Annotated in this window: 23 protein-coding genes; 14 read left to right on the top strand and 9 right to left on the bottom strand. The window is 61.0% G+C overall.

Going from position 1 to position 25,947, the window contains the following annotated elements; translation table 11 throughout:
- Positions 1–225 precede the first annotated feature (225 nt).
- Genes BM026_RS13085 through dhaL form a run of 5 tightly spaced genes read left to right on the top strand, consistent with a single transcriptional unit; the run spans position 226 to position 5,149 of the window.
- Entirely contained in the window at positions 226–1,713 is a 1,488-nt protein-coding gene (locus BM026_RS13085) for a sugar ABC transporter ATP-binding protein (RefSeq protein WP_093127979.1), read from the top strand.
- Positions 1,710–2,687, top strand: a complete 978-nt coding sequence (locus BM026_RS13090) for an ABC transporter permease (protein ID WP_076954377.1) — start codon at positions 1,710–1,712, stop codon at positions 2,685–2,687. Before BM026_RS13085 ends, BM026_RS13090 begins: the two co-directional genes overlap by 4 nt.
- Positions 2,688–2,701: 14 nt before the next feature.
- Positions 2,702–3,460 (top strand): SDR family oxidoreductase, encoded by a 759-nt coding sequence (locus tag BM026_RS13095; RefSeq protein WP_071494914.1) that lies wholly within the window; start codon positions 2,702–2,704, stop codon positions 3,458–3,460.
- Positions 3,461–3,496: 36 nt separating this feature from the next.
- A complete protein-coding gene (locus BM026_RS13100; RefSeq protein ID WP_093528896.1) occupies positions 3,497–4,498 on the top strand; it encodes a dihydroxyacetone kinase subunit DhaK in 1,002 nt (333 codons plus the stop codon).
- 3 nt (positions 4,499–4,501) lie between these two features.
- Positions 4,502–5,149 carry a dihydroxyacetone kinase subunit DhaL gene (gene dhaL, locus BM026_RS13105; protein ID WP_071491482.1) on the top strand — a complete coding sequence of 216 codons (648 nt, stop codon included), beginning with the start codon at positions 4,502–4,504 and terminating at the stop codon, positions 5,147–5,149.
- Positions 5,150–5,234: 85 nt separating this feature from the next.
- Here the strand turns inward: dhaL and BM026_RS13110 are convergent, their stop codons facing one another.
- Positions 5,235–6,212, bottom strand: coding sequence for a sugar-binding transcriptional regulator (locus BM026_RS13110; RefSeq protein ID WP_093513751.1), 978 nt, complete (start codon positions 6,210–6,212; stop codon positions 5,235–5,237).
- A gap of 88 nt (positions 6,213–6,300) precedes the next feature.
- On the bottom strand, positions 6,301–7,473 hold the full coding sequence (locus tag BM026_RS13115; protein WP_058427030.1) for a XylR family transcriptional regulator: 1,173 nt from the start codon (positions 7,471–7,473) through the stop codon (positions 6,301–6,303).
- A 139-nt stretch (positions 7,474–7,612) separates the two neighbouring features.
- Between BM026_RS13115 and xylA the strand changes: the two genes are divergently transcribed.
- The 4 genes from xylA to BM026_RS13135 all read left to right on the top strand — a co-directional run bounded on the left by xylA (position 7,613) and on the right by BM026_RS13135 (position 12,875).
- Complete coding sequence (xylA, locus tag BM026_RS13120) at positions 7,613–8,929, top strand: xylose isomerase (RefSeq protein WP_071491485.1); 1,317 nt, start codon at positions 7,613–7,615, stop codon at positions 8,927–8,929.
- A gap of 263 nt (positions 8,930–9,192) precedes the next feature.
- Positions 9,193–10,185, top strand: a complete 993-nt coding sequence (gene xylF, locus BM026_RS13125) for a D-xylose ABC transporter substrate-binding protein (protein WP_071491486.1) — start codon at positions 9,193–9,195, stop codon at positions 10,183–10,185.
- 5 nt (positions 10,186–10,190) lie between these two features.
- On the top strand, positions 10,191–11,738 hold the full coding sequence (gene xylG, locus BM026_RS13130) for a D-xylose ABC transporter ATP-binding protein (RefSeq protein ID WP_093513753.1): 1,548 nt from the start codon (positions 10,191–10,193) through the stop codon (positions 11,736–11,738).
- Complete coding sequence (locus BM026_RS13135; RefSeq protein WP_092246075.1) at positions 11,739–12,875, top strand: sugar ABC transporter permease; 1,137 nt, start codon at positions 11,739–11,741, stop codon at positions 12,873–12,875.
- A 95-nt stretch (positions 12,876–12,970) separates the two neighbouring features.
- Here the strand turns inward: BM026_RS13135 and BM026_RS13140 are convergent, their stop codons facing one another.
- From BM026_RS13140 to BM026_RS13165, 6 genes are all read right to left on the bottom strand, one after another.
- Positions 12,971–13,564, bottom strand: a complete 594-nt coding sequence (locus BM026_RS13140) for a LysE family translocator (protein WP_092246078.1) — start codon at positions 13,562–13,564, stop codon at positions 12,971–12,973.
- Positions 13,565–13,732, bottom strand: coding sequence for a rubredoxin (locus BM026_RS29580; RefSeq protein ID WP_081049337.1), 168 nt, complete (start codon positions 13,730–13,732; stop codon positions 13,565–13,567).
- Between the two features lie 18 nt (positions 13,733–13,750).
- A complete protein-coding gene (locus BM026_RS13150) occupies positions 13,751–14,581 on the bottom strand; it encodes an iron-containing redox enzyme family protein (RefSeq protein ID WP_256575420.1) in 831 nt (276 codons plus the stop codon).
- 445 nt (positions 14,582–15,026) lie between these two features.
- Positions 15,027–16,277 (bottom strand): glycoside hydrolase family 68 protein, encoded by a 1,251-nt coding sequence (locus BM026_RS13155; protein WP_071491491.1) that lies wholly within the window; start codon positions 16,275–16,277, stop codon positions 15,027–15,029.
- 251 nt (positions 16,278–16,528) lie between these two features.
- Positions 16,529–17,467 (bottom strand): pectate lyase family protein, encoded by a 939-nt coding sequence (locus BM026_RS13160; protein ID WP_093528899.1) that lies wholly within the window; start codon positions 17,465–17,467, stop codon positions 16,529–16,531.
- 243 nt (positions 17,468–17,710) lie between these two features.
- Complete coding sequence (locus BM026_RS13165; protein ID WP_092246087.1) at positions 17,711–19,210, bottom strand: CoA-acylating methylmalonate-semialdehyde dehydrogenase; 1,500 nt, start codon at positions 19,208–19,210, stop codon at positions 17,711–17,713.
- Between the two features lie 109 nt (positions 19,211–19,319).
- On the opposite strand from BM026_RS13165, the gene BM026_RS13170 reads away from it, so the two are divergent.
- The 4 genes from BM026_RS13170 (at position 19,320) to BM026_RS13185 (ending at position 23,027) form a co-directional block, all read left to right on the top strand.
- Positions 19,320–20,258, top strand: a complete 939-nt coding sequence (locus BM026_RS13170; RefSeq protein WP_092246090.1) for a LysR family transcriptional regulator — start codon at positions 19,320–19,322, stop codon at positions 20,256–20,258.
- A 68-nt stretch (positions 20,259–20,326) separates the two neighbouring features.
- Entirely contained in the window at positions 20,327–21,271 is a 945-nt protein-coding gene (locus BM026_RS13175; RefSeq protein ID WP_093127964.1) for an ornithine cyclodeaminase family protein, read from the top strand.
- Positions 21,268–22,401: an NAD(P)/FAD-dependent oxidoreductase gene (locus tag BM026_RS13180; RefSeq protein ID WP_092246096.1), complete on the top strand. Its 1,134-nt coding sequence runs from the start codon at positions 21,268–21,270 to the stop codon at positions 22,399–22,401. The genes BM026_RS13175 and BM026_RS13180 overlap by 4 nt, the downstream gene beginning before the upstream one ends.
- Positions 22,401–23,027, top strand: coding sequence for a helix-turn-helix transcriptional regulator (locus BM026_RS13185; RefSeq protein ID WP_071491497.1), 627 nt, complete (start codon positions 22,401–22,403; stop codon positions 23,025–23,027). The genes BM026_RS13180 and BM026_RS13185 overlap by 1 nt, the downstream gene beginning before the upstream one ends.
- A 188-nt stretch (positions 23,028–23,215) precedes the next feature.
- Here BM026_RS13185 and BM026_RS13190 read toward each other — a convergent pair whose 3' ends face one another.
- Positions 23,216–23,992: an ABC transporter substrate-binding protein gene (locus BM026_RS13190; RefSeq protein ID WP_093528902.1), complete on the bottom strand. Its 777-nt coding sequence runs from the start codon at positions 23,990–23,992 to the stop codon at positions 23,216–23,218.
- Between the two features lie 262 nt (positions 23,993–24,254).
- Between BM026_RS13190 and BM026_RS13195 the strand changes: the two genes are divergently transcribed.
- A complete protein-coding gene (locus BM026_RS13195) occupies positions 24,255–25,937 on the top strand; it encodes an AMP-binding protein (RefSeq protein ID WP_093513758.1) in 1,683 nt (560 codons plus the stop codon).
- The last annotated feature ends 10 nt before the right edge of the window (positions 25,938–25,947 follow it).

Here is a 25,947-nt window from a genome sequence, read left to right on the forward strand (position 1 = left end):
CACTCACTGAAATTATGCACAATCATTAGCGGACGATCAGCCCACCGCTGTCAAGGCTTATTTCAAGGCGACAGCCCACTAAAACGATAAAAGCACGGGCGAACACTGTACCCAACCATTGACAAAGCCGGCCCGAGCAGTTTAAACATATGATCACTATCCGATCATATGATCAGGCTGTTGGCTAAGCCTACCTAATAAGAAAATCAGCAAGAGGACACACCGATGGCCCCGCCATTACTGCTCCACGCTGAACAAGTTTCCAAGGCCTACGCCGGGGTCCCTGCCCTGCGCGACGGGCGCCTCTCCCTGCGGGCCGGCAGCGTGCACGCACTGTGCGGCGGCAATGGCGCCGGCAAATCCACCTTCCTCAGCATCTTGATGGGCATCACCCAGCGTGACGCCGGCAGCATCCTGCTCAACGGCCAGCCGGTGCAGTTCGACCGCCCCAGCGCAGCCCTCGCCGCCGGGGTGGCGATGATCACCCAGGAGCTGGAACCCATCCCCTACATGACCGTCGCCGAAAATATCTGGCTGGGCCGCGAGCCACGCCGCGCCGGCTGTATCGTCGACAGCAAGGAACTGAACCGACGCACCCGCGAACTGCTGCAAAGCCTGGAGTTCGACGTGGACGCCACCAGCCCCATGCATCGCCTGAGCGTGGCGCAGATCCAACTGGTGGAGATCGCCAAGGCGTTCAGCCATGACTGCCAGGTGATGATCATGGACGAACCCACCTCGGCCATCGGCGAACACGAAGCGCAAACCCTGTTCAAGGCGATCCGCCGCCTGACCGCCCGTGGCGCCGGGATCATCTATGTGTCGCACCGCCTGAGTGAACTGGCGCAGATTGCCGATGACTACAGCATCTTCCGCGACGGCGCCTTTGTGGAAAGCGGGCGCATGGTCGATATCGACCGCGCCCACCTGGTGCGCGGCATCGTCGGCCAGGAGTTGCAGCGCATCGACCATAAAGTCGGCCGCGAATGCGCCGCCGCCACGTGCCTGGATGTCAATGGCCTGAGCCGTGACGGCGAGTTCCAGGACATCAGCCTGCAACTGCGCCAGGGCGAAATCCTCGGCATCTATGGGCTGATGGGTTCGGGCCGCAGCGAATTCCTCAACTGCCTGTATGGCCTGACCCTGCCGGACGCCGGCAGCGCCACCCTGCAAGGCCAGCCCCTGCCCACCGGCACCCCGGCGGCGACCATCCGCGCCGGCATGTCTCTGGTCACCGAAGACCGCAAGGACAGCGGCCTGGTGCTCAGCGCCAGCATCCTCGCCAACATCGCGCTGTCGGCCTACAAGCAATTGTCGAGCTGGTCGGTGATCAATGCGCGCAAGGAACAGGCCCTGGCGCAGAGCATGGTCAAGCGCCTGCAGATCAAGATCTCGTCCCTGGACCTGCCGGTGGAGTCCATGAGCGGCGGCAACCAGCAGAAAGTGGTGCTCGCCAAATGCCTGTCGACCCAGCCGATCTGCCTGCTGTGCGACGAACCCACGCGCGGCATCGACGAAGGCGCCAAGCAGGAGATCTATCACCTGCTCGACGAATTCGTGCGCGCCGGCGGTGCGGCCATCGTGGTCTCGTCCGAGGCGCCGGAACTGCTGCACCTGAGTGACCGCATCGCGGTGTTCAAGGGCGGCCGCCTGGTGACCGTCAGCAGCGACACCGCCCTTTCCCAGGAAGCCTTGTTGAGTCTTGCCTCATGAACAGTAAAGTCCTCGCCGCACCCGTCACTGCCGCGCCGCGCAACCGCCTGCGCTTGTCCCTTGACCGCTTCGGCCTGCCGCTGGTGTTTATCCTGCTGTGCCTGGTGATGGCGTTTTCCAGCGAATACTTCATGACCTGGCGCAACTGGATGGACATCCTGCGCCAGACCTCCATTAACGGCATCCTGGCCGTGGGCATGACCTACGTGATCCTCACCAAGGGCATCGACCTGTCGGTGGGCTCGATCCTGGCCTTCGCCGGCTTGTGCAGCGCGCTGGTCGCCACCCAGGGTTATGGCCTGTTGGCGGCGGTGAGTGCGGGGATGTTTGCCGGGGCCATGCTCGGCGTGGTCAACGGTTTCATGGTAGCCAACCTGAGCATCCCACCCTTTGTCGCCACCCTCGGCATGCTCAGCGTGGCGCGGGGCATGACCTTTATTCTCAACGACGGCAGCCCGGTCACCGACCTGCCGGACAGCTTCCTCGCCATGGGCATCGGCAAGCTGGGCCCCATTGGCGTGCCGATCATTATCTTTGCGGTGGTCGCGCTGATCTTCTGGATGGTGCTGCGCTACACCACCTACGGGCGCTACGTGTACGCCGTGGGCGGCAACGAAAAAAGCGCGCGCACCTCCGGCATCGGCGTGCGCAAGGTCACGTTCTCGGTGTATGTGATTTCCGGCCTGCTGGCGGGGTTGGCCGGTGTGGTGCTGGCGGCGCGCACCACCTCGGCCCTGCCCCAGGCGGGCGTATCTTATGAGCTGGATGCGATTGCGGCGGTGGTGATCGGCGGTACCAGTCTGTCGGGTGGCACCGGCAGCATTGTCGGCACGTTGTTTGGCGCGCTGCTGATCGGTGTGATCAACAACGGTTTGAACCTGCTCGGGGTGTCGTCGTATTACCAACAAGTGGCCAAGGGATTGATCATCGTGCTTGCGGTGTTGATTGATGTCTGGCGCAAGAAAAAACGCTAAGTGGAGTGTGTGCAATGTCCAATTTCTGGAACCAGGCGTTCGACCTCACCGGCCGTTGCGCCGTGATCACCGGGGGCGCCGCCGGTATCGGCCTGGCCTGTGCCCAGTTGCTGGTGGAGCGCGGCGCCCGGGTGGCGTTGCTGGACCGTGACCCGGCGGTGGTCGAAGTGGCTGCCAGCCTCGGCGCGGGTCATGTGGGGCTGGTGGCTGACCTGCGCCAGCTCGATTCGCTGCAGGCCGTCGTCGACCAGGCCGCTGCCGGGCTCGGGCGCATCGATTACCTGGTCAACAGCGCGGGGGTCGCGCTGCTCGACAAGGCCCTGGACGTGGATGAAAACGCCTGGGACACCACCCTGGACATCAACCTCAAGGCCAGCTTCTTCGTGGCGCAGGCCTGTGCCCGCTACATGATCGAACAAGGCGGCGGGCGTATCGTCAACCTTGCCTCCCAGGCCGCCGTCATCGGCCTGGACCGTCATGTGGCCTACTGCGCGAGCAAGGCCGCCGTGGTCGGCATGACCAAGGTGCTGGCCATGGAATGGGCGCCCCACGGCATCAACGTCAACGCCGTGTCACCGACCATCGTCGAGACCGCCCTGGGCAAGAAAGCCTGGGCGGGCGAACTGGGCGAACGGGCCAAATTGCAGATCCCGGTGGGGCGCTTCGCCCAGCCGGAAGAAATCGCCGGCCTGGTGCTCTACCTGGTCAGCGACGCGGCCAGGATGATCACCGGGGAAAACGTAGTGATCGACGGCGGCTACAGCATTCAGTAAGCCGATTCCAGACGAATAAGAACAAGGAAACACCCAATGAATCGAGTCATCAATGATGCGGACCTGGTGGTCGAGGACATGCTCGCGGGCATCCTCCTGGCGCACCCGGAACTGGTGCAGTACGAGAGCAACCCACGGGTCATCCGCAAACGCACGTCCTCACCGGCCGGCCAGGTCGGTATTGTCACCGGCGGCGGTTCGGGGCACGAGCCGGCGTTTCTAGGCTATGTCGGCCCGGGGCTGGTGGATGCGGTGGCGGTGGGCGAGATTTTCTCTTCGCCCACCGCCAAGAGCTTCTTCGACGCGTTCCGTGCCGCCGACCAGGGCGCGGGCGTGGCGTGCCTGTATGGCAACTATGCCGGCGACAACATGAACGTGAAGCTGGCGATGAAAATGGCCGCCAGCAAAGCCATGAACATCCGCACCGTGGTGGCCAACGACGACGTGGCCTCCGCCCCGCTCGCCGAAATCGCCAAGCGGCGTGGCGTGGCCGGCGAGATCTTCATGTGGAAGATCGGCGGTGCCGCCGCCGCCCAGAGCTACGACCTTGACGGCGTGATCCGCGTGGCGCAGAAGGCCGTGGACCATTGCCGCTCCATCGGCGTGGGGCTCACGCCCTGCACCATTCCGGCGGTAGGCAAACCCAACTTCCAGATTGCCGACGGCCTGATGGAACTGGGCATCGGCCACCATGGCGAACCCGGTATCGAAGTGGTGCCAGTGGAGTCCGCCGCCGCCATGGCCGAGCGCATGCTTGCGCCGATCCTGGCAGACCGCGACTTCACCCAGGACCAGAGCGTGGTGGTGCTGGTCTCGGGCCTGGGCGCCACGCCGGTGATGGAGCTGTATATTTTCTACGCCGAGGTCGAGCGCCAACTGCGCGCCAAGGGCCTGCGCATACACCGCTGTTACGTGGGCAACTATTTCACGTCCCTGGAAATGATGGGCGTGACCCTGACCCTGCTTGGCCTCGACGCCGAGCTGAGCCGTTTGATCGACCAACCTTGCCGCTCCATCGGCATGACCCAGTCGGAGTGAAGCATGAGCGAACATTTCCCGAGCAACACCGGCAGCGCCATCGTCACCAACCTGGTGTCGATCATCGTCGCCAACCGCGAATACCTCAGTGAAGTGGACGGCGCCATCGGCGACGGCGACCACGGCATCAACATGGCCAAGGGATTCTCGCGCTGCGGCAAGACCCTGGAGGGCCGCGAACTGTCCCTGGCCGAGGCGCTGGACGAACTGACCCTGGCGTTGATGGAAGGCATCGGCGGCTCCATGGGCCCGCTGTATGGCAGCCTGTTTATCGGCATGGCCGACGAAGTGCGCGGCCGCGATAGCATCGATGGGGCGACCTTCGCCAGGCTCCTGCGTGGCGGCCTGACCTCACTGCAAGACATCAGCGACGCCGGCGTGGGTGACAAGTGCCTGATGGATACGTTGATTCCAGCGGTCGAGGCGTTCGAACAGGCCCAGGCCAGCGGCGCGACGTTCCGCGAAGCCTTGCACCGGATGAAAAGCGCCGCGTCCCAGGGCCGTGATTCCACCCGCGACCTGGTGGCCAAGATCGGCCGCGCCAGCCGCCTGGGGGAGCGCTCCCTGGGAGTACTGGATGCGGGCGCGGTGTCGTGCTGCCTGATCCTGACCAACCTTGCCGAATCGGTTGAGGCGCGGTTGGTGGCCTAGGTGTGGGAGCGGGTTTGCCCTACACAGCCTCTTTGGTGGACGGGGCTTTCTGTGGCGAGCGGGCTCACCACATATAAGATGTCACCTAGCGGCGCGTTGCATCATCCAGGGCAAGGATCGTGTAGGCATTCGAGACGGTCGTCGCCAGGGTGTTGATCACCCCGGAGCGCAACGCACCGAGGGTGGCCGCCGCCTTGGTGTTTTCGCTGGCAATCGCTACCACGTCGGGAATGCGCACCAGCTCCTGTACCGTCAGGCCGATCACCCGGCCCTGCATGGCGTTGACCGCCGGCTGGCCGTGGATGTCGATGAAGTCGTAGCCCATCATGTCACCGACCGTACCGGACACCCGGGCCTGGGCGATTTCCTGGGGCGAGAACCAGCCCATGCGCACCATGTTGCTGTTCTCGCTCATGTCGCCGATGCCGATCAAGGCGATATCGGCGCGGCGCGCACGGTCGAGGGTGGAGCGCACGGTGTCGTTGTTGATCAGCACGCTGCGCAGTTCCGGGTTGGCCACCAGGGCCGGGGCGTACAGGGTTTCGCTCTCGGCGCCGAAACGCAGGGCCAGGCGCCGGCAGATATGGTCGGGGTTCATGTATTCGCCGGCCTTGAGCGAGCCGCCGATGGCGCAAACGAAGGTGCAGTTGCGCGTCACCGGCAGGAACACGTTCTCGGCCACGGCGCCCACGTTGCGGCCCATGCCGACGGCGACGATCATGCCGTCGCTGAGGGTCTTGTTCAGGTAGTTGGCCACCAGGCTGGCCACGGCCGAGCGCTGGGTGTCGGGGTCGCCGTGGTCGACCGCGATCAAGGCGCGGTCCAACTGGAAACGCTCGACCAGCGCCTGCTCCAACTCCGTGTTCAGGGCCGGATGCTGCAACACCCGCACCTCCACCACCCCTTCATCACGGGCGCGCTTGAGCAAGCGGCTGACCTTGACCCGCGACAGGTCGAAGCGCTTGGCAATGGCTTCCTGGGTGATGTTGTCGAGGTAATAAAGCATGGCCACTTCGGTCATCAGGTCGATGTCGCTGGCGGCACGCTGGGCACTGTCGGTCATGGGAGCTTCCATTTACGCCACAAAAAACCATTCTCCCTAGTCTGTACGGTGCAAGTCCAGCGGCGAATGGGCGATGCCTGCAAAGTTTCTAATGGCTGTGCTGGTATTCCCGTGGCGTGCAGCCGAACTCGCGGCGGAACACGGTGTGCAGGTACTGCGCCGACTTGAAGCCGCACTGCTGGGCGATGTCGGCAATCGCCAGGTGGTTGCCCTGCAAGCCCTTGGCGGCGCTGGCGAGTTTGAAGCGCAGGATCTCGTCGTGCACACTGCACCCGCGCGCCTTGCGAAAGTGCGATTCCAGCGATGAACGCGACACGCCGACATAGGCCGCCACCTGCGCCGTCTTGATGCCCTGGCAGGCGTATTGGCGGATAAACAGCAACGCCTGCATCACATAAGGGTTGCCCAAGGGTTGGTGCAGGCTCGACGCCTGCACGTTGATCGCATCCGGCGGCACCAGCACCTGCGTGCCGGTGCAAGGCTTGCCATGCAGCATCTGGTGCAACAGCGCGGCGGCGGTGCGGCCCATGGTTTCGGTGCCCTGGATCACCGAACTCAACGGCACGCGCGTGAGGGTGCGGGTCAGTGGGTCGTTGTCGATACCGATCAGCGCCACCTCTTCCGGCACCGCGATGCCGGCGGTTAGACAGGCTTGCAGCAGTTGCCGGGCGCGGGCGTCGGTGACCGCAATGATCCCGATGGGCTTGGGCAGGCTTTGCAGCCAGGCGATCTGCTGCTCCACCGCGCTGTCCCACAGCGGCGCACTGGTGCCCAGGCCGCGATAGATCTGCACTGGCAAGCCATCGCGTTGCAGCAAGCGCTTGAAGGCCTTTTCGCGCTCCTGGGCCCAGCGATTGGCCTGGGCTTCGGGCAGGCTGAAACAGGCGAACCGCGTCACACCGGCCTCGATCAAATGTTCATAGGCCAGCTTCATCAAGGCCGCATTGTCGGTGGCCACATAGGGAATGCCCTTGGGGTAGGCGCGCGCATCCTCATAAGAACCGCCCACTGCCACCACCGGCACCTTGCTGCCGGCCAGCGCCTCGCCGATCAGCGGGTCGTCGAAGTCGGCGATGATGCCGTCGCCCTGCCAGCGCTCAATGCCTTTGAGGCGGCACAGGAAGTCCTCTTCAAGGAACAAGTCCCAGGACGCGCGGGTACTGCTCAGGTAATTGCCGATCCCGGCGATGATGCCACGGTCGTAGATTTTGCTGCCGTTGAACAGCAAGGCGATGCGGTGCACGGGCGGTAGGGTTTTCATTGTTGTTGTCCTGGGGCCGGTCGCAACAGCCTAGACCCTGCCACTCAAAATCGCACCCTCCCTTGGTGATTTTCATAATCGGCAGCCCATTGGCCGTTGCTAGTATCGGGGCACCGCCAAGAACAATAAGGAAAACGCCATGCCGTACTTCCCCGGTGTCGAGAAGGTTCGCTTCGAAGGCCCCAGCAGCGACTCTGCCCTCGCCTTTCGCCATTACGACGCCAATAAAATCATCCTCGGCAAACCCATGCGCGAACACCTGCGCATGGCCGCCTGTTATTGGCACACCTTCGTCTGGCCAGGGGCGGATATGTTTGGCGTGGGCACCTTCAAACGGCCATGGCAACGCAGTGGCGAGCCGATGGATCTGGCCATCGGCAAGGCCGATGCGGCCTTCGAGTTTTTCACCAAGCTGGGCATCGACTACTACAGCTTTCACGACACGGACGTCGCCCCCGAAGGCAGCTCGCTGAAGGAATACCGCAATCACTTTGCGCAGATGGTCGACCACCTGGAACGCCATCAGGAACAGACCGGCATCAAACTGCTGTGGGGCACCGCCAACTGCTTCAGCAACCCACGCTTTGCCGCCGGCGCCGCGAGCAACCCAGACCCGGAGGTGTTTGCCTACGCCGCCGCCCAGGTGTTCAGCGCGATGAACGCGACGCTGCGGCTCAAAGGCGCCAACTATGTACTGTGGGGCGGCCGTGAAGGCTATGAAACCCTGCTCAACACCGACCTCAAGCGCGAACGCGAACAGCTCGGACGCTTTATGCGCATGGTGGTAGAGCACAAGCACAAGATCGGCTTCAAGGGCGACCTGCTGATCGAGCCCAAGCCCCAGGAGCCGACCAAACATCAATACGATTACGACAGCGCCACCGTGTTCGGCTTCCTGCATGAGTTCGGCCTGGAGCATGAGATCAAGGTCAACATTGAGGCCAACCACGCGACCCTGGCCGGGCACAGCTTTCATCATGAGATCGCCACCGCCGTGTCCCTCGGGATTTTCGGCAGCATCGACGCCAACCGTGGCGACCCGCAGAACGGCTGGGACACCGACCAGTTCCCCAACAGCGTCGAGGAAATGACCCTGGCCACTTATGAAATCCTCAAGGCCGGGGGTTTCAAGAATGGCGGCTACAATTTCGATTCCAAGGTACGCCGCCAGAGCCTCGATGAAGTGGACCTGTTCCACGGGCATGTGGCGGCCATGGATGTGTTGGCGCTGGCGCTGGAGCGGGCGGCGGCCATGGTCGAGAACGACCGGTTGCAGCAGTTCAAGGACCAGCGTTACGCCGGCTGGCAGCAGCCGCTGGGCCAGGCGGTGCTGGCGGGGGAATTCAGCCTGGAATCCCTGGCCGAGCATGCCTTTGCCCATGAGCTGAACCCGCAGGCGGTGAGTGGTCGGCAAGAGATGCTGGAAGGTATTGTGAATCGCTTTATCTACCGCTGACTGTGTGACATGCGGGTTTTTCTTGTGGCGAGCTGGCTTGTTGTGGCGAGCGGGCTTGCCCCGCGTTGGGCTGCGAAGCAGCCCCAGAACCAGGCGCCTAGGTGTGTCAGGTGAAAACATGTCGCCAGGAAAGGGGCCGCTTCGCGCCCCAACGCGGGGCAAGCCCGCTCGCCACAACAGCTCACTTGCCACAACACGCTTCATCGCCACAAGTACGGTGTTTGCCTAGAGTCTTTCCAACAACAATAAAAGGACGCATAACCATGAAACGCACCCTCATCGCCACTGCCCTTGCCCTGTTCGCCCTGCCGGTGCTGGCCGACTCGGCCCACCCGAAGATCGGCTTCTCCATCGATGACTTGCGCCTGGAACGCTGGTCCCGCGACCGCGACTACTTCGTCGCCGCCGCAGAGAAACTCGACGCCAAAGTCTTCGTGCAATCCGCCGATGCCAACGAGCAAAAACAGATCTCCCAGATCGAAAACCTGATTTCCCGCGGCGTCGATGTGATCGTCATCGTACCGTTCAACGCCACCGTGCTCACCAACGCCGTCGCCGAAGCCAAGAAAGCCGGGATCAAGGTGGTGTCCTATGACCGCCTGATCCTGAATGCGGACATCGACGCCTACATCTCCTTCGATAACGAAAAGGTCGGCGAAATGCAGGCCAGCGGCGTGCTGCAAGCGGCGCCCAAGGGCAACTACTTCCTGCTCGGCGGCGCGCCCACCGACAACAACGCCAAGGTGCTGCGCGAAGGCCAGATGAAAGTGCTGCAACCGGCCATCGACAAGGGCGATATCAAGGTGGTCGGTCAGCAGTGGGTCAAGGAATGGAACCCCACCGAAGCCCTGAGTATTGTCGAAAACGCCCTGACCCGGAACAACAACAAGATCGACGCCATCGTCGCCTCCAACGACGCCACCGCCGGCGGTGCGATCCAGGCCCTGGCCGCGCAGAAACTGGCAGGCAAGGTGCCGATCTCCGGCCAGGATGCCGACCTGGCGGCGGTCAAGCGCGTGATCGACGGCACCCAGACCATGACCGTGTACAAGCCGCTCAAGCTGATCGCCAGCGAAGCCGCCAAACTCTCGGTGCAACTGGCGCGCAATGAGCAACCCACCTACAGCTCGCAGTACGACAACGGCAGCAAAAAGGTCGACACCATCCTGCTCACCCCGACCCCGCTGACCAAGGCGAACATCGACCTGCTGGAGAAAGACGGGTTCTACACCAAAGAGCAGATGGCCGGGCAGTAAGCGCCATGGCCGACTACCTGCTGCAAATGAACGGCATCGTCAAACGCTTTGGCGGGGTCAACGCGCTGAACGGCATCGATATCAAGGTGCGGCCGGGAGAATGCGTCGGCCTGTGCGGCGAGAACGGTGCCGGTAAATCCACCTTGATGAAGGTGCTGTCGGCGGTGTATCCCCACGGCACCTGGGACGGCGAAATTCTCTGGGACGGGCAGCCGCTCAAGGCCCAGTCGATCAGCGAAACCGAAGCGGCCGGTATCGTGATCATCCACCAGGAACTGACCCTGGTGCCCGACCTGTCGGTGGCCGAAAACATCTTCATGGGTCATGAACTGACCCTGCCGGGCGGGCGGATGAACTACCCGGCGATGTTCCACCGCGCCGAAGCCTTGATGCGCGAGCTCAAGGTGCCGGACATGAACGTGGCGCTGCCGGTGTCGCAGTACGGCGGCGGCCACCAGCAACTGGTGGAAATCGCCAAGGCCCTGAACAAACAGGCGCGGCTGCTGATTCTCGACGAGCCCTCCTCGGCCCTGACCCGCTCGGAAATCGAGGTGCTGCTGGACATCATCCGCGGCCTCAAGGCCAAGGGCGTGGCCTGCGTGTACATCTCCCACAAGCTCGATGAAGTGGCGGCGGTGTGCGACACCGTTGCGGTGATCCGCGACGGCAAGCACATCGCGACCACCGCCATGGCCGACATGGACATCGCACAAATCATCACCCAGATGGTCGGCCGCGAGATGAGCAACCTCTACCCCACCGCACCCCATGCGGTGGGCGAGGTGATTTTCGAGGCACGCAACGTCACCTGCCATGACGTCGACAACCCCAGGCGCAAGCGCGTGGACGATGTGTCCTTTGTGCTCAAGCGCGGGGAAATCCTCGGCATTGCCGGGCTGGTCGGTGCCGGGCGCACAGAGCTGGTGTCGGCACTGTTCGGCGCCTACCCCGGTCGCTACAGTGCCGAGGTGTGGCTGGACGGCCAGGTGATCGACACGCGCACCCCGCTCAAATCGATCCGCGCCGGGCTGTGCATGGTGCCCGAGGACCGCAAGCGCCAGGGCATCATTCCCGACTTCGGCGTGGGCCAGAACATCACCCTGGCGGTACTCGACACCTACGCGCACCTGACGCGCATCGACGCCGAAGCCGAACTGGGCAGCATCGACCAGCAGATTGCACGCCTGCACCTCAAGACCGCCAGCCCGTTCCTGCCGATCACCAGCCTGTCCGGTGGCAACCAGCAAAAGGCCGTGCTGGCGAAAATGCTGATGGCCAGGCCTCGCGTGCTGATCCTCGATGAGCCCACACGCGGGGTGGACGTGGGCGCCAAGTATGAGATCTACAAATTGATGGGTGCGCTGGCGGCCGAGGGAGTGTCGATCATCATGGTCTCCTCGGAGCTGGCCGAAGTACTCGGCGTATCCGACCGCGTGCTGGTGATCGGCGACGGCCAGTTGCGCGGCGACTTCATCAATGACGGGCTCACCCAGGAACAGGTGCTCGCCGCGGCGCTCAGCCAACACAATAATAATGATCGGAAGACCGCGTAGATGAATCAGCTCAAACAGCTGTTTACCCGCTACAAAATGCTTGCCCTGGTGATCGCCGTGGCGGTGATCTGGCTGTTTTTCAGTTGGCAGACCGAGGGGGGCTTCCTTACACCGCGCAACCTGTCCAACCTGCTGCGGCAGATGTCGATCACCGGGATCCTAGCGTGCGGCATGGTGCTGGTGATCATCAGTGGCGAGATCGATTTGTCGGTGGGCTCGTTGCTCGGCTTGCTGGGCGGGTTGGCGGCGATCCTGGACGTGGTGTATCACGTGCCGCTGTTGGCGAACCTGAGCCTGGTTGCCCTGTGCGGCTTGATGATCGGGTTGGCCAACGGCTACATGACGGCCTACCTGCGTATCCCGTCGTTTATCGTTGGCCTGGGGGGGATGTTGGCGTTTCGCGGGATTCTCCTGGGGATCACGGGCGGTACCACCATTGCGCCGGTGTCGCCTTCCTTGGTGTATGTGGGCCAAGGGTATTTGCCCCATTCGGTCGGGATCGGCCTCGGTGTCTTACTGTTTGCCCTGACCCTGTTCCTCACCTGGAAACAACGGCGCAACCGCGCACTGCATGGCCTGGCTGCGCATTCATTGGTGCGTGATGTGCTGCGCGTGGTGGTGATCGGCGCGGTGCTGGCCGGGTTTGTCACCACCCTCAACAGCTACGACGGCATCCCCGTGCCGGTGCTGCTGTTGCTGGTACTGCTCGGTGTATTCAGCTACGTCACCAGCCAGACCGTGTTCGGCCGCCGGGTGTACGCGGTGGGCAGCAATATGGAAGCCACGCGCCTGTCGGGCATCAACGTGCAGGCAGTGAAACTGTGGATCTTCGGCATCATGGGCGTGATGTGCGCGCTCGCCGGATTGGTCAACACCGCTCGCCTGGCTGCCGGCTCGCCGTCGGCGGGTAACATGGGTGAGCTGGATGCCATAGCCGCGTGTTTTATCGGCGGCACATCGATGCGCGGCGGCTCGGGCACGGTGTATGGCGCATTGCTCGGGGCGTTGGTGATTACCAGCCTGGATAACGGCATGTCGATGCTGGATGTGGACAGTTACTGGCAGATGATCGTGAAGGGCAGCATTCTGGTGCTGGCGGTTTGGGTGGATGTGAGTACCCGCACAGGTCGGCGCTAGGAACGCAGGATTAATGTGGGAGGTGGCTCGCCCCGATGGCGGTGGATGAGTCAGCTTACCTCTAGCTGACTCATCCACCGCCATCGGGGGCAAGCCTATAGCGATAGAGCACAAGCCATCTGCCAGCCCGCAAATCCAATCAGACACACCCCGCTCGCTCGATTGAGCACACCAAAACCTGAACGTTCAGCAAACAGCTTCTTCATCCCCCCACCCCCTGCTGCATACAACATTTGCCCGAGAAACGAGCCCACTAGAACACCCAGCAAATTCCAGTAGATTCCCTGCCCCTGAAGCTGGGCGCCGCTGGCGATGGCATAGGAAGAAATCGCCGCAATGGTGAACGGGCTAGTCAACGTCAGTAAAAAGACCGGTACAAATCCTGCGGTGCACGTTATCTGCATCGTGCCAGCAGCGTTCTTGAATGTGGTAACACCAAGATAAAGGAGGTAGGCAATCGCTCCCCACGTCAATAGCTGATGATTGTCGACCCAAAATGCTTCGACCACCTTCAAGCCTGTAAAGGCGACAGCTGCAAATACCGCGTCGGCAACTGCCGCCCCCAGGGCTGCGGGCAATGCACTGCGAAAGCCAAAGACGATGGACTGCCTTAGAATGATCAAGGCTATCGGTCCAACGCTTATTGAAAGCAGTGTCGAAAATAGCATTGCACTCAGAAAGTCGTGCATTTACCTCACAATCTCTCTGAACATTTTTTTCTTTGCCCGACAGTGCGGACACTGAAAATTGTCGTCTAGCTCGCCCCACCTTGTTCCTGCCTCAACGTCGACTAGAAGCTCACCCAATGCCTCGGAATAAACGTAGTGACAGATCTGACACTCATAAGACTTATACATGTAGACAATCTCCAGAATTCAAAGACTCTGCGGGTCGGCAAGGCGACGATTAAGTGCCGAAAACATATGTTCAAAACCGTCCATGAATGCCATCGCACCGCGCATGGCTTGTGGAGCGATACCTGGGTTTTTCTCCAAGTATGAAATTACGATCTCCCGCCCGGTCGCTACGTGCATGGGTTCGACTTCGCAGTGGATAGCGAAGAACGCCAAGACCGGGTCTTCCTCATCCACCAAGCCATACTCACGGGCGTATTTTTTAAACCCTTCAAGAAAGTACTGAAACTCTCTGGACGAGGTCATTTCCGAAGCCAAATGAAAACCCAACGCTTCGCCCAAAAACTCGGAGCGGTACATCCTATGCGTGTTATTCCCCATCGCAGTACCCTCTGGGAGTACGTTAGACGGATTAAACAGATCAGCATCGGAAAGCCCCAGATGAGTCGTCAGTTGTTTAAACATCTGATGATGGGTAGGCAGCATATGTTTACTATGCTGGTGCAGACCATACTCATCAACCGAAGCATAAAGAATATGCGCAGCCTTGGCTGTGCCATTCCACATATCCTCCTTGATCCATTCATCCGTAACACGTGCAGCCAACGCAACGATTCCCGCAGGCACGTCTTTAAAAAAAGCCCAAAGGGTGCCAAAAAACAAGGCCATACCCTGATGCGTCAGAGGACGAGCAGAGATAATCTCGCCGAATTTTTCAAGTTCCCTAAGCGCGGCATGCCGGACAATTGCATTAGCCACCTCGTTGTAACCGGCCTCGCATACTCTATAAATCTCATTCTTAGAGAGCCTTTCATTTGATCTGTTTTTTACTGAATTTTGAGCATCCATCATTTTCATCCTTGTTTTTATAAAAAAATGATTTCACACCTTTTAAAGCAAGCGATTAAATTATTTATCCGCACATAAATTTGTCAAGCCAAAACACCTCATGATTTTGTATCACACATCTTAAACGCTCACTGTAGAGCGTTCCTGCACGATAAAAAAAAACCGCCAGCAAACCAGCAACTAAGTCCTACCGATAATACTGTAGGCTGCGTTTGTAAGACGAATACCATCCGAAGGAAATTCCCATCACCAATTAAACCATCCATTAGTTTATTTATTCATCAATTAAACATGCTCGCACTGACACACCCTGCTCTACATCGCCAGCTTGCTCGACAGTGCTTCGGCCACCGAACTGGATTGCGGTTAAAAAAGTGGGAGGAGGCAAGCCCCCTCCCACTTTTGCATCGGTTTACACCAGATGATCAGGCTGACGATTGCACGGCAGTCACTGGCTCAACACTACATCGCGCATCGCCGGGATGTAGCCATAGTCATAAGCCTCCTGCACAAACGAACGATCGCCCTTCAACACAATCCTGACCGTCGGCGCTTCGGTGCCGCCGATACGGTAGTCATCGCCAGTGGTGGGCACACTGTCGATAAACGATGTCACGAGGCCGTTGGGCATTACACAGTGGGAGTATGTCTGGAAGGGCTGCGAAGGCGGATTGCCGAGCACCAGGCCGGAGGCGTTCATCGGTGTGTAAGGGCCGAACAGCCGGTCGCTGACGAAACCATACACACCATCCGGGCCCGTCACGCCGTCCGCGTAGGTGAACTTGTGACTGATGGTGAACAGGTAGTACTTGTTGTCCTGGAACACATAGTGCGGCCGTTCGGTCTGGTCGTTCACACCAACGGCGGTCACCAGCGGTGGCAAAATCTCCCACTCGTCACCGTTGAGGTCTTTGGCCACCGCAATGCCGATGCAGCCGACCTGATAACGCGCACCGCCGACATCTTCATGCCCGGGCGGCACCAGGCCTATTTCATTCGGGCCTACTTCGTGTGTCCCGCGCTCGCCGGCAACGTTGCCTTCGAACACCATGTACAACCTGCCATCTTTTGGATCGATAAAGGGGCTGGGATCGCGAAAGTTCCAAGTCGAATTTTGCGCTTCGGTTTGGTAATAGATACCGTCGGCATCAAACAACGATTTGACCTGATCAAAGCCCCGCAGGGTCACGCCGGTATCCGAGGTGACCACCTGGCCCCTGACTTTGGCAATGGTGGCGCCCGGTGTGACGCAGGTGTAATACAGGTCGATATCGCCGTTGTTATTCAGCAGGATCGGTGTACCTGCCCATTCCCGCGTGGTCGGCGAAACCCCTTCGGCCATGACACGGCCGCCGAAGATCCAGTCCTTGCCGGTGCGCGAATACCAGTAGCAGATACGCGCATGGCCATGGCGGTCTTCCCAGTCGCGCTTGATGTCGTAACGGCCATCGGCGTTGATGAATTGTGGATCATGGGGGCGACGATCAGCCGTCAGGGTGAAGATCACTGACCAGCCATTGACCGATACCACCGTACCATCCAGTTCACGCAAGGGCATGGTGTCCCAGATAAAGACCGTGTCACTCATGACAGGAAAGTCAGGACTCACTAACGGCTGTGTCGTCGTCGGGTCATTCTCATTAACTTTCAGCGCATCGGCCCGTGTCCAGCGAGTGGGTGTGTGATTCGCATGTTTCATGATGATGTCCTTTTGCTGACGCTTAAGTGACAAGCGAAGATTAAATAGCACATGACAGCCAACAACTTGATAGTGGCTGAAAGAGCAAGGGATAGTTGGCTCTGCAAGTGCGAAACAAGGTTTAACATGGAAGCCTGCCTGTCGCAATATGAAGAATTATTTAGATTAGAAAGGCCATCACTGTATTTATATCCTTGATATAAATACAGTGGCACTCGCATTAATTGATCACTAAGTAGAAAGCTAGCTAATCAACTACCAAAGACCAGTGCAACCGACTGGGCGCCGGCATTCTTCTGGGTAAAATCCTTGGCTTGTGCGGCGGTCTTCAAGGTATAGCCATAGTTGGATGAGGCCGTCCACTGCGCCTTGGGCGACTTCTGATTAGTGATTGGCGGCACACTGTTGATGTCGGTGAAGGTCCCGGTGCCCTTGTCATCCAACATGCCTTTATTCTGGCTGCCTTCGCCAAAGTAATTACTTTCAGAAAGGATGTTGGCATTTTGTGCCAGGGTAAAACCGAGGTGGAAGTTATTGATGTAGTTGTTGTACACATGAAAATAACCGTAACGCATCAAGCCAGGCGCACGCACTTCCATGTTGTCGAAGCGGTTATGGCACAGTGTCAGGCGTGGGTAGCCATTGAACGCGGCATTATTATCATCCGCCGGGTGACCGAAGATCAGACCATACTTATGACTGCCAAAGAAGCAGTGACTGATGGTGGCATAATCGACCTTTTCCCCGATATACAGCAGTTTATCTTCGCTGCCGTCAGTGGTGGACCAGCTGTGCCCGACGAAAGAGCAATGGTCAATCCAATACTTGCTGCCGTAGTTCAAGTAGACCTGGATATCGTCATTGGCCTTGATACTTGCCGAGTGCTTGAAGATAAGATTCTGCAGAATGATGTTCTGCGACTGCGCCGTTGCACGCAGGTGAATATTCTCCAGGGTGCGGTTCTGGAACGAGCCAATCAGGGTCTTGTTGGCGCCCATGTTGACTTTGGTCAGGCTCGACGCCGAGATATTACTGTTGATCACCAGTACCCGTGGGGTGGTGTCGCCGATATTGGCCTTGAGTTGATCGAGCGTGGTGATACTGACCACGGGGCCGGACCAGCCACCTGTCACTTTTGCCGCTTGGGCGAAACCGATCAGACCGGTGAGTCTGCTTTCTGGGTAGGACATGAGTTCCCTCTCTATCAATAAAAATGGCTCGGTAAGACGAGCCTGTGCATCAAGTTAATCCGTTAACTTGCACACAGTGTCTGGCAGGACTGAGGTTGCCGGTGTTGGTCGATCAGCGCTTAAACACTGTGTTTATATACAGTATTGTGCATTCGCACGACCGTCAACCCTCAAGTGGAAAACAATCGAAAGTGGGAGGGGGCAAGCCCCTCCCACATTTGCCCTGCTGTGTTCTTTTGCCCGTTATTTGGACACCGGCATCGCAAACTCCGCGCCCTGCTCGATGCTTTCCGACCAGCGCTGCATGATCGACTTTTGCTTGGTATAGAAGCGCACGCCCTCGGTGCCATAGGCGTGCATGTCGCCGAACAAACTCTTCTTCCAACCACCAAAGCCATGCCAGGCCATCGGCACCGGGATCGGCACGTTGATGCCGACCATGCCCACTTCAATGCGCCGTGCGAATTCGCGGGCGATGTGGCCGTCGCGGGTAAAGCAGCTGACGCCGTTGCCGAATTCGTGGTCGTTGACCAGCTTGATCGCCTCGGCAAAGTCATTCACGCGCACGCACGCCAGTACCGGGCCGAAGATCTCTTCGCGGTAGATGCTCATCTCTTGGGTCACGTGGTCGAACAGGGTCGCGCCGAGCCAGAAGCCATTTTCCAGGCCGGCCTCGGTGGGCACATAGTCGCGCCCATCGAGCAGCAACTGCGCGCCGGCCTGCACGCCTTGTTCGATGTAGCCGCTGATGCGCTCCAGGGCGGCGCGGGACACAATCGGGCCCATCTCGGCCTTGAGGTCGCGGCCGTCGGTGATGCGCAGGTGCCTGGCGCGCTCGGTCAGCGCCGCGATGACTTTGTCGCCCACATCGCCCACCAGCACCGCCACGGAGATGGCCATGCAGCGTTCGCCGGCACTGCCGTAGGCGGCGCCCATCAAGGCGTCGACGGTTTTGTCGAGATCGGCGTCGGGCATTACTACCATGTGGTTTTTTGCGCCGCCCAGGCCTTGCACGCGCTTGCCGTTGCGCGCACCGGTCTCGTAGATGTACTGGGCAATCGGCGTGGAGCCAACAAAGCTCACGGCCTTGACGTCCGGGTGCTCGATCAGCGCATCCACCGATTCCTTGTCGCCCTGCACCACGTTGAACACGCCTTTGGGCAGGCCGGCTTCGCGCAGCAGTTCGGCCATGAACAGCGAGGCGCTCGGGTCGGTGGGGCTTGGCTTGAGGATGAAGGTGTTGCCCGCCGCGATGGCGATCGGGTACATCCACATCGGCACCATCACCGGGAAGTTGAACGGCGTGACACCCGCCACCACGCCCAGCGGTTGGCGCATCGTCCAGTTGTCCATGCCACGGGAAACCTGGTCGGAATGCTCGCCCTTGAGCAGGTTGGGGATGCCGCAGGCGAACTCCAGGATATCGATGCCACGATCCACTTCACCCTGGGCGTCGGTGAAGACCTTGCCGTGTTCGGCGACGATGATGCGCGCCAGGTCGTCCTTGCGCTCACGCAGCAGGTGCAGGTATTCGAACAGCACGCGGGCACGGCGGATCGGCGGGGTGTCGGCCCAACCGGCGAACGCGGCCTGGGCGGCGGCGACGGCTTCGGACACGGTCTGGCGGCTGGCCAGGGCGACGCGGCCGGTCTTTTCGCCGGTGGCCGGGTTGTAGACATCCTGATAGCGATCGTCGCGGGACACGCGCTGGTCGTTGATGTAGTGCTCGATGGTGGTGGTCATGGCAGTAGATCCCAGGTGGATAGCGTTGGGGACCACGATAGGCTTTCGATTTGTTCCAAACCAGAGCAGAATCCAGAACTTATTGTCCAGCATAGCGAACAATCCACCCATGGAAAAATCCGAGATCGAAGGGCTGTGGACCCATATCCACTGGCTGTCGGTGCTGGAGGAACAAGGCACCTACACCGCCGCCGCCGCACGCCTGGGCGTGAGCAAGTCGGCGGTGAGCCAGCGTATTTCCGACCTGGAAAAAGCCACCGGCACGCGGCTGGTCACCCGCACCACGCGCAGCGTCAGGCTGACCGATGCGGGGCTGTCGTTGACCCGTGAAGTGCGCAGCGCCTATGAGCAGATCGCCCGCAGCTTTTCCTCGGTACGCGACTCGGTTGGCGAGATTCGCGGGCTGGTACGGCTGACCGCGCCGGTGGCGTTCGCCCGTCAGCAATTGGTGCCGCACTTGTCGGAATTCCTGCAACAGTACCCGCAGGTGCGCATTCAACTGGACGTGTCCGACGCCCTGAGTTCACTGGCCGCCGAAGGCTACGACCTGGCCGTGCGCCACGGCTTCCAGGTGCCGGAAACCCATGTGGCCTGGAAGCTGTGCGACACCGGCTCGGTGCTGGTCGCCACCCGGGAATACCTGCAACGCCACGGCGAGCCTCGCGAACCCAATGACCTGTGCGCCCATAACTGCCTGTTCTACCCTCGCGGCGCCGACCAGCCGGCCTGGACCTTCGAGCGTGGCACTAAAAACGTCGAACGCCTCACCGTGCCCATCGCCGGCAGCTTCGCCACCAACAACAGCGAAGCCCTGCGCGATGCGGCCCTCAATCACTTGGGCATCGCCCTGCTCCCCGACTTCAGCGCCCACGCCGCCCTGGCCGGCGGCAAGCTGGTGCAGGTGCTCAAGGGCTGGACGCTCAAGGGCGCATTCGCCAATGAGATCTACCTGATCCGACCGTATTCGCCCCATGTGCCTAAGGCGGTGAGTGCGTTGGTGGGGTTTCTGAAAACTGAATTGTCGGGAGGGTTTCGCTTTACGGGGTGATCTTTTACGCTTGCCCAACGAAACTAAAAGTCCATAATAGACAAATTAGTTTACTTGCGGAGAACCCCATGTCCAGCACACCCCATGTGATCCACCAGGCCCAGGCCCGCGAATTGCTCGGAAAAGTCGATGTGCCGCAGATCCTGCGCAAGCTGTTCCAGGACCTGGCGGCCGGGCAAGCCGTGCAGCCAGCGCAGCAACTGGTGGAGTTCCCGCACGCCGCCGGCGACTTTATCAACTACCTGGGCGTGCTGGCCGAGGATGGGGTGTACGGGGTCAAGACCTCGCCCTATATCGTGGGTGAGCAAGGGCCACTGGTGACCGCGTGGACCTTGTTGATGTCGATGCAGACCGGCCAACCCCTGCTGTTGTGCGATGCGGCCGAACTGACCACGGCCCGCACTGCGGCCACCACAGCGCTGGCGGTGGAAGCATTGGCGCCTTTATCAGCAAGGCGCCTGGCGATCATTGGCAGCGGCAAGGTGGCGCAGGCGCATTTGCACTACATCAAGCAACTGCGTGACTGGCAGCACATCAGCCTGTTTTCCCCCAGCCTGGCCCACGCCAGCGCCGAGGCTATCGCCCACCTCAAAAACCTGGACCCACGGGTGGTCATCGCCGACAGCTGCGAGGCGGCCGTGGACGACGCCGATGTGATCCTGCTGTGCACCTCGTCGGCCGGGCCGGTGCTCGACCCTGCCCGCTTGAGCAAACCGGCGCTGATTACCTCGATCAGCACCAATGCGCCCCGCGCCCATGAAGTGCCGCCCCACAGCCTCAACGCGATGCAGGTGTTCTGCGACTATCGCCAGACCACCCCGGGCGCGGCGGGTGACATGCTGATCGCCGCCGAGCAACACGGGTGGGACCCGCGTGCCATCGTGGGGGACTTGCCCGAACTGCTCAGCGAATGGGTGCAACCTCCGACCTACGACCGTCATGTATTCTTCCGCTCCATCGGCCTGGGCCTGGAAGACATCGCCCTGGCCAATGCCCTCTGGAGAGAGCTATGAACCACGCAGATTTCATCATCATCGGCGGCGGTATTGCCGGCGCCTCCACGGGGTTCTGGTTGTCGCAGCACGGCAAGGTGCGGGTGCTTGAGCGCGAAAGCCACCCGGCCTATCACTCCACCGGACGTTCGGCGGCACTGTTTACCGCCGCCTACGGCACCCCGCAGGTGCGGGCGCTGACCCTGGCCAGCCGGGCGTTTTTCGATAACCCGCCGCCCGGTTTCTGCGAACACCCGTTGCTCACGCCCCGGGGCGAAATGACCGTGGACTTCATCGGCGATGCGGCCGAGTTGAACACCCAGTACCAGAGCGCCAAGGCCACCGTGGCCGAGGTCGAATTGCTCAGCGCCGACGAGGCCTGTGCGAAGTTGCCGATCCTGCGCCGGGAAAAAGTCCACGGTGCACTGTATGACCCCACCGCCAGCGACATCGACACCGACGCCCTGCACCAGGGCTACCTGCGCGGTATCCGCCGCAACGGTGGCCAGGTGCATACCGATAGCCACGTACTTGGCTTGAGCCGCGACAGCGACGGCGTCTGGCAGGTGCAAACCCAGGACACAACCTACACCGCGCCGGTCATCATCAACGCCGCCGGCGCCTGGGCCGACCACATCGGCGGTCTCGCCGGGGCCGCGTCCATCGGCTTGCAGCCCAAGCGACGTTCGGCGTTCATCTTCGCCGGCCCCGACGGCGTCGACAGCCACCGCTGGCCGATGCTGGTGGCGCTGGACGAATCCTTCTACATGAAACCCGACGCCGGCATGTTCCTCGGCTCCCCAGCCAATGCCGACCCGGTGGCGCCTCAGGATATTCAGCCCGAAGAGCTGGATATCGCCATGGGCATCTACCAGATCGAAGAAGCCACCACCCTGACCATCCGCCGCCCGACCCGCACCTGGGCCGGCCTGCGCAGCTTCGTGCACGACGGTGATCTGCTCGCGGGTTTTGATCCGGTGGTACCGGGGCTGTTCTGGGTCGCGGCACAGGGCGGTTATGGCATCCAGACCTCACCGGCCATGGGCCAGGCCAGTGCCGCACTGGTGCGCGGCGCAGCGCTGCCGGAGGCGCTGACACGCTTCGGCCTCGACGCTGGTATGCTCTCCCCTGCCCGCCTGGAGCCCCATTGATGAACACCGCTGAACAAGACACCGTCATGCAGAACTTCCGCGCGATGGCCGACGCCATCGCCACGCTGTTCTTCCCCCACGCCGAAGCGGTGCTGCATGACCTGCGCTCGCAAAAAGTCGATTACATCGCCAATAACCTGTCCAAGCGCAGCATCGGCGATGACTCGGCGCTGGAGGACATGCTCGACGCCGACGTCAGCGAGGTCAATATCGGCCCGTACGAAAAGCTCAACTGGGATGGCCAGAAAATCCGCAGCCTGAGCACCGTGCTGCACGACCACAAGGGCCGACGCCTGGCGGTGCTGTGCATCAACCTGAATATTTCACTGTTTGAAAACGCCAAGGCGGCGCTGGACCTGTTCCTGTCGCCGAGCAAGCTGATCCCGCAGCCGGACTCGTTGTTTCGTGATGACTGGCAGGAGCGCATCAACACGTTTTTGCATGCCTGGATGCGCGAGCGGCAGTTGAGCCTGAATGTGCTGACCCGCGACCACAAGCGTGAGCTGGTGCTGGCCCTGCACGCCGAGGGGGCGTTCAAGGGCAAGAGCGCGTCGAACTATGTGGCCAATGTGCTGGGCATGGGGCGGGCGACGGTCTACAAGCATCTGAAGGAACTGAAGGGCTGAGGTGCGCACGACCGCATTTTGTGGCGAGCGGGCTTGCCCCGCGTTGGGTTGCGAAGCGACCCCAAAGATGGGCCTGCTACGCAGTCCAACGCGGGGCAAGCCCGCTCGCCACAGCAAGCCCGCTCGCCGCAACAAGTCCGTTGGCCTCAGGGGTTCTAATTGGCCGCGCGACAGCGCGCGTGTACCTCTCAATCGCCGTAGATATCGGCCTTGAAGTACTGTTGCGAAATCTTCTGGTACTCGCCACTGGCGCGAATGCCGTCAATGGCCGCATTCAACTGGCTGACCAATTCAGTATTGCCCTTGCGTACCGCGATGCCCGCGCCCTCGCCCACGTATTTCGGGTCCTTGAGTTCCGGGCCGACAAACGCGTAGCCCTTGCCACGGGGCATCTGCAGGAAATCATTCAAGGGGATGGTGTCGGCAAAGATCGCATCCAGCCGCCCGGCAGCCAGGTCCATGTAGATCTCTTCGTTATTGCCATAGCGCCTGACGTTGATGCCCTTGGGCTCGAACACCTCGGTGGCGTAGCGATCCGTGGTGGTCGCACGCTGCACCCCCACCGTCTTGCCCTTGAGGCTGGCGTACTGGTCATCCACCACCGCCCCCTCCTTCATCACCAGGCGCGATGAGGTGAAGTAGTACTTGTGGGTGAAATCCACCGACTTCTTGCGGTCTTCGTTGATGGTCATGGACGACAGCGCCATGTCGATTTTCTTGACCTTGAGGGACGGAATCAGACCGTCGAACTCACCTTCGACCCACACGCACTTGACCTTCATCTGCGTGCACAGCGCATTGCCGATGTCGTAGTCGAACCCGACGATCTTGCCTTCCTCGGTCTTGGAGGCGAACGGTGGGTAAGCCGCCTCGATACCGATGCGCAGGGTTTTCTCGGCGGCGACCAAGGGGCCGGATGCAAGCAGGCTCAAGGCCAGGGCGGTAATGAGGGAGCATTTCTGCATGATCGTGGTCTCGCAAGTTGTTGTTGGTTTGGCAAGAGTGAGAAAGAGATGAATCGCGCTATTTTGTACTTATAATTCCATCTTGGACTTTTACGTCTCAATCGTCAATCTCACCGCTGCCTGGCGCGACACCCATGACTTTTTTGCACAACGCACCGGTGTTTTTGGGCGTTCTGCTCTGATTTATGCGTGCCTATACTCGATCCAGCCTCTCGGCTAAACCGAGGGTCAGTCCCCACAACAATAATTAAGGACAGCCACCATGACCCAGCCCTTCCTGGCCGCTCGGGATTTTCTGCTCGCTCACCGCACCGACTACGCCACTGCCGTCCGGGACTTCCGTTGGCCGCAACTGGATGCATTCAACTGGGCCTTGGACTATTTCGACACGATGGCCGAGGGCAATGCGGCGCATGCGCTGTGGATCGTCGAGGAAGACGGCAGTGAGCAACGCTACAGCTTCCAGCAACTGGCCACGCGCTCCAACCAGGTGGCCAATCACTTGCGCGCACTCGGTGTACGTCGCGGTGACCGGGTGCTATTGATGCTCGGCAACGATGTGGCGCTGTGGGACACCATGCTCGCCGCGTTCAAGCTCGGCGCCGTGGTCATTCCCGCCACCGCCCTGCTGAACCCCGACGACCTGCGCGACCGCATCGAGCGCGGGCAGGTGCGCCATCTGGTGGTCGGCGAGGCCCACGTACCTAAATTCGACGGGCTGGCAGACGGTTGCAACCGCATCTGTGTGGGCGCGGCACCGCAGGGTTGGGTCGCCCACAACGCCGCCTTTGAATACCCCGATCAGTTCGAGGCCGAAGGCCGCACCCTGGCCACCGACCCGATGCTGCTCTATTTCACCTCCGGCACCACGTCCAAACCGAAGATGGTGCTGCACAGCCACCAGAGTTACCCGGTGGGCCACCTGTCGACCATGTACTGGATTGGCCTGCAGCCGGGCGATCTGCACCTGAATATCTCCTCGCCCGGTTGGGCCAAGCATGCCTGGAGTTGCCTGTTCGCCCCCTGGAATGCCGGTGCGTGCATCTTTATCCATAACGTCGCGCGGTTCAGCGCGCCGGCCCTGCTCAGTGCCTTGGAACGCTACGGCGTGACCAGCCTGTGTGCGCCGCCCACGGTATGGCGCATGCTGATCCAGGAGGATCTTGCCAGCTATAAATCGCGCCTGAGCCTGCGCGAACTGGTAGGCGCCGGTGAGCCGCTGAACCCGGAAATCATCGAGCAGATCCAGCACGCCTGGGGCCTGCCGTTGCGCGACGGTTTCGGCCAATCGGAAACCACCGCGCTGGTGGGCAATACCCCAGGTCAGGTGCTCAAGCCCGGTTCCATGGGCCGTCCGCTGCCGGGCTACAAGGTGGCCTTGCTCGACCCGGATGGCAATCCCGGCAGCGAAGGCGAAGTCGCCCTGCCCCTGGACGTGCGCCCTCTCGGGCTGATGCTCTGCTACGAAGACAGCCCGGAGAAAACCGCCGAGGTCATGCGTGACGGCTACTACCGCACCGGCGACACCGCGCAGGTCGACGCCGACGGCTACATCACCTTCGTCGGTCGCGCCGACGACGTGTTCAAGGCCTCCGACTACCGCATCAGCCCGTTCGAGCTGGAAAGCGCCTTGATCGAACACCCGGCGGTCATGGAAGTGGCCGTGGTGCCGAGCCCAGACCCGCTGCGCCTGGCGGTGCCCAAGGCGTTCCTGATCCTGGCCCACGATGCTGCGGGCGACGCCGAGCTGGCCCGGCACATCCTGGCTTTTGCCCGCGAGCACCTGGCGCCGTACAAACGGGTGCGGCGTATCGAGTTCGTCAGCGAACTGCCCAAGACCATCTCCGGCAAGATCCGCCGCGTGGAGCTGCGCCAGATGGAGGTGGTGCGGCGCCAGGGCGATACGCGTGGCGAGCGGGAACACTTCGAGGAAGATTTCGCTTAACCAAAGCCCC

Source organism: Pseudomonas sp. NFPP24, from assembly GCF_900112095.1.
Taxonomy (GTDB): Bacteria; Pseudomonadota; Gammaproteobacteria; order Pseudomonadales; family Pseudomonadaceae; genus Aquipseudomonas; species Aquipseudomonas extremorientalis.

Bases quoted from the DNA above. Each gene is read 5' to 3' on its own strand.
- BM026_RS13085 (WP_093127979.1), top strand. From the start codon at position 226: ATGGCCCCGCCATTACTGCTCCACGCTGAACAAGTTTCCAAGGCCTAC.
- BM026_RS13090 (WP_076954377.1), top strand. From the start codon at position 1,710: ATGAACAGTAAAGTCCTCGCCGCACCCGTCACTGCCGCGCCGCGCAAC.
- BM026_RS13095 (WP_071494914.1), top strand. From the start codon at position 2,702: ATGTCCAATTTCTGGAACCAGGCGTTCGACCTCACCGGCCGTTGCGCC.
- BM026_RS13100 (WP_093528896.1), top strand. From the start codon at position 3,497: ATGAATCGAGTCATCAATGATGCGGACCTGGTGGTCGAGGACATGCTC.
- dhaL (WP_071491482.1), top strand. From the start codon at position 4,502: ATGAGCGAACATTTCCCGAGCAACACCGGCAGCGCCATCGTCACCAAC.
- BM026_RS13110 (WP_093513751.1), bottom strand. From the start codon at position 6,212: ATGACCGACAGTGCCCAGCGTGCCGCCAGCGACATCGACCTGATGACC.
- BM026_RS13115 (WP_058427030.1), bottom strand. From the start codon at position 7,473: ATGAAAACCCTACCGCCCGTGCACCGCATCGCCTTGCTGTTCAACGGC.
- xylA (WP_071491485.1), top strand. From the start codon at position 7,613: ATGCCGTACTTCCCCGGTGTCGAGAAGGTTCGCTTCGAAGGCCCCAGC.
- xylF (WP_071491486.1), top strand. From the start codon at position 9,193: ATGAAACGCACCCTCATCGCCACTGCCCTTGCCCTGTTCGCCCTGCCG.
- xylG (WP_093513753.1), top strand. From the start codon at position 10,191: ATGGCCGACTACCTGCTGCAAATGAACGGCATCGTCAAACGCTTTGGC.
- BM026_RS13135 (WP_092246075.1), top strand. From the start codon at position 11,739: ATGAATCAGCTCAAACAGCTGTTTACCCGCTACAAAATGCTTGCCCTG.
- BM026_RS13140 (WP_092246078.1), bottom strand. From the start codon at position 13,564: ATGCACGACTTTCTGAGTGCAATGCTATTTTCGACACTGCTTTCAATA.
- BM026_RS29580 (WP_081049337.1), bottom strand. From the start codon at position 13,732: ATGTATAAGTCTTATGAGTGTCAGATCTGTCACTACGTTTATTCCGAG.
- BM026_RS13150 (WP_256575420.1), bottom strand. From the start codon at position 14,581: ATGATGGATGCTCAAAATTCAGTAAAAAACAGATCAAATGAAAGGCTC.
- BM026_RS13155 (WP_071491491.1), bottom strand. From the start codon at position 16,277: ATGAAACATGCGAATCACACACCCACTCGCTGGACACGGGCCGATGCG.
- BM026_RS13160 (WP_093528899.1), bottom strand. From the start codon at position 17,467: ATGTCCTACCCAGAAAGCAGACTCACCGGTCTGATCGGTTTCGCCCAA.
- BM026_RS13165 (WP_092246087.1), bottom strand. From the start codon at position 19,210: ATGACCACCACCATCGAGCACTACATCAACGACCAGCGCGTGTCCCGC.
- BM026_RS13170 (WP_092246090.1), top strand. From the start codon at position 19,320: ATGGAAAAATCCGAGATCGAAGGGCTGTGGACCCATATCCACTGGCTG.
- BM026_RS13175 (WP_093127964.1), top strand. From the start codon at position 20,327: ATGTCCAGCACACCCCATGTGATCCACCAGGCCCAGGCCCGCGAATTG.
- BM026_RS13180 (WP_092246096.1), top strand. From the start codon at position 21,268: ATGAACCACGCAGATTTCATCATCATCGGCGGCGGTATTGCCGGCGCC.
- BM026_RS13185 (WP_071491497.1), top strand. From the start codon at position 22,401: ATGAACACCGCTGAACAAGACACCGTCATGCAGAACTTCCGCGCGATG.
- BM026_RS13190 (WP_093528902.1), bottom strand. From the start codon at position 23,992: ATGCAGAAATGCTCCCTCATTACCGCCCTGGCCTTGAGCCTGCTTGCA.
- BM026_RS13195 (WP_093513758.1), top strand. From the start codon at position 24,255: ATGACCCAGCCCTTCCTGGCCGCTCGGGATTTTCTGCTCGCTCACCGC.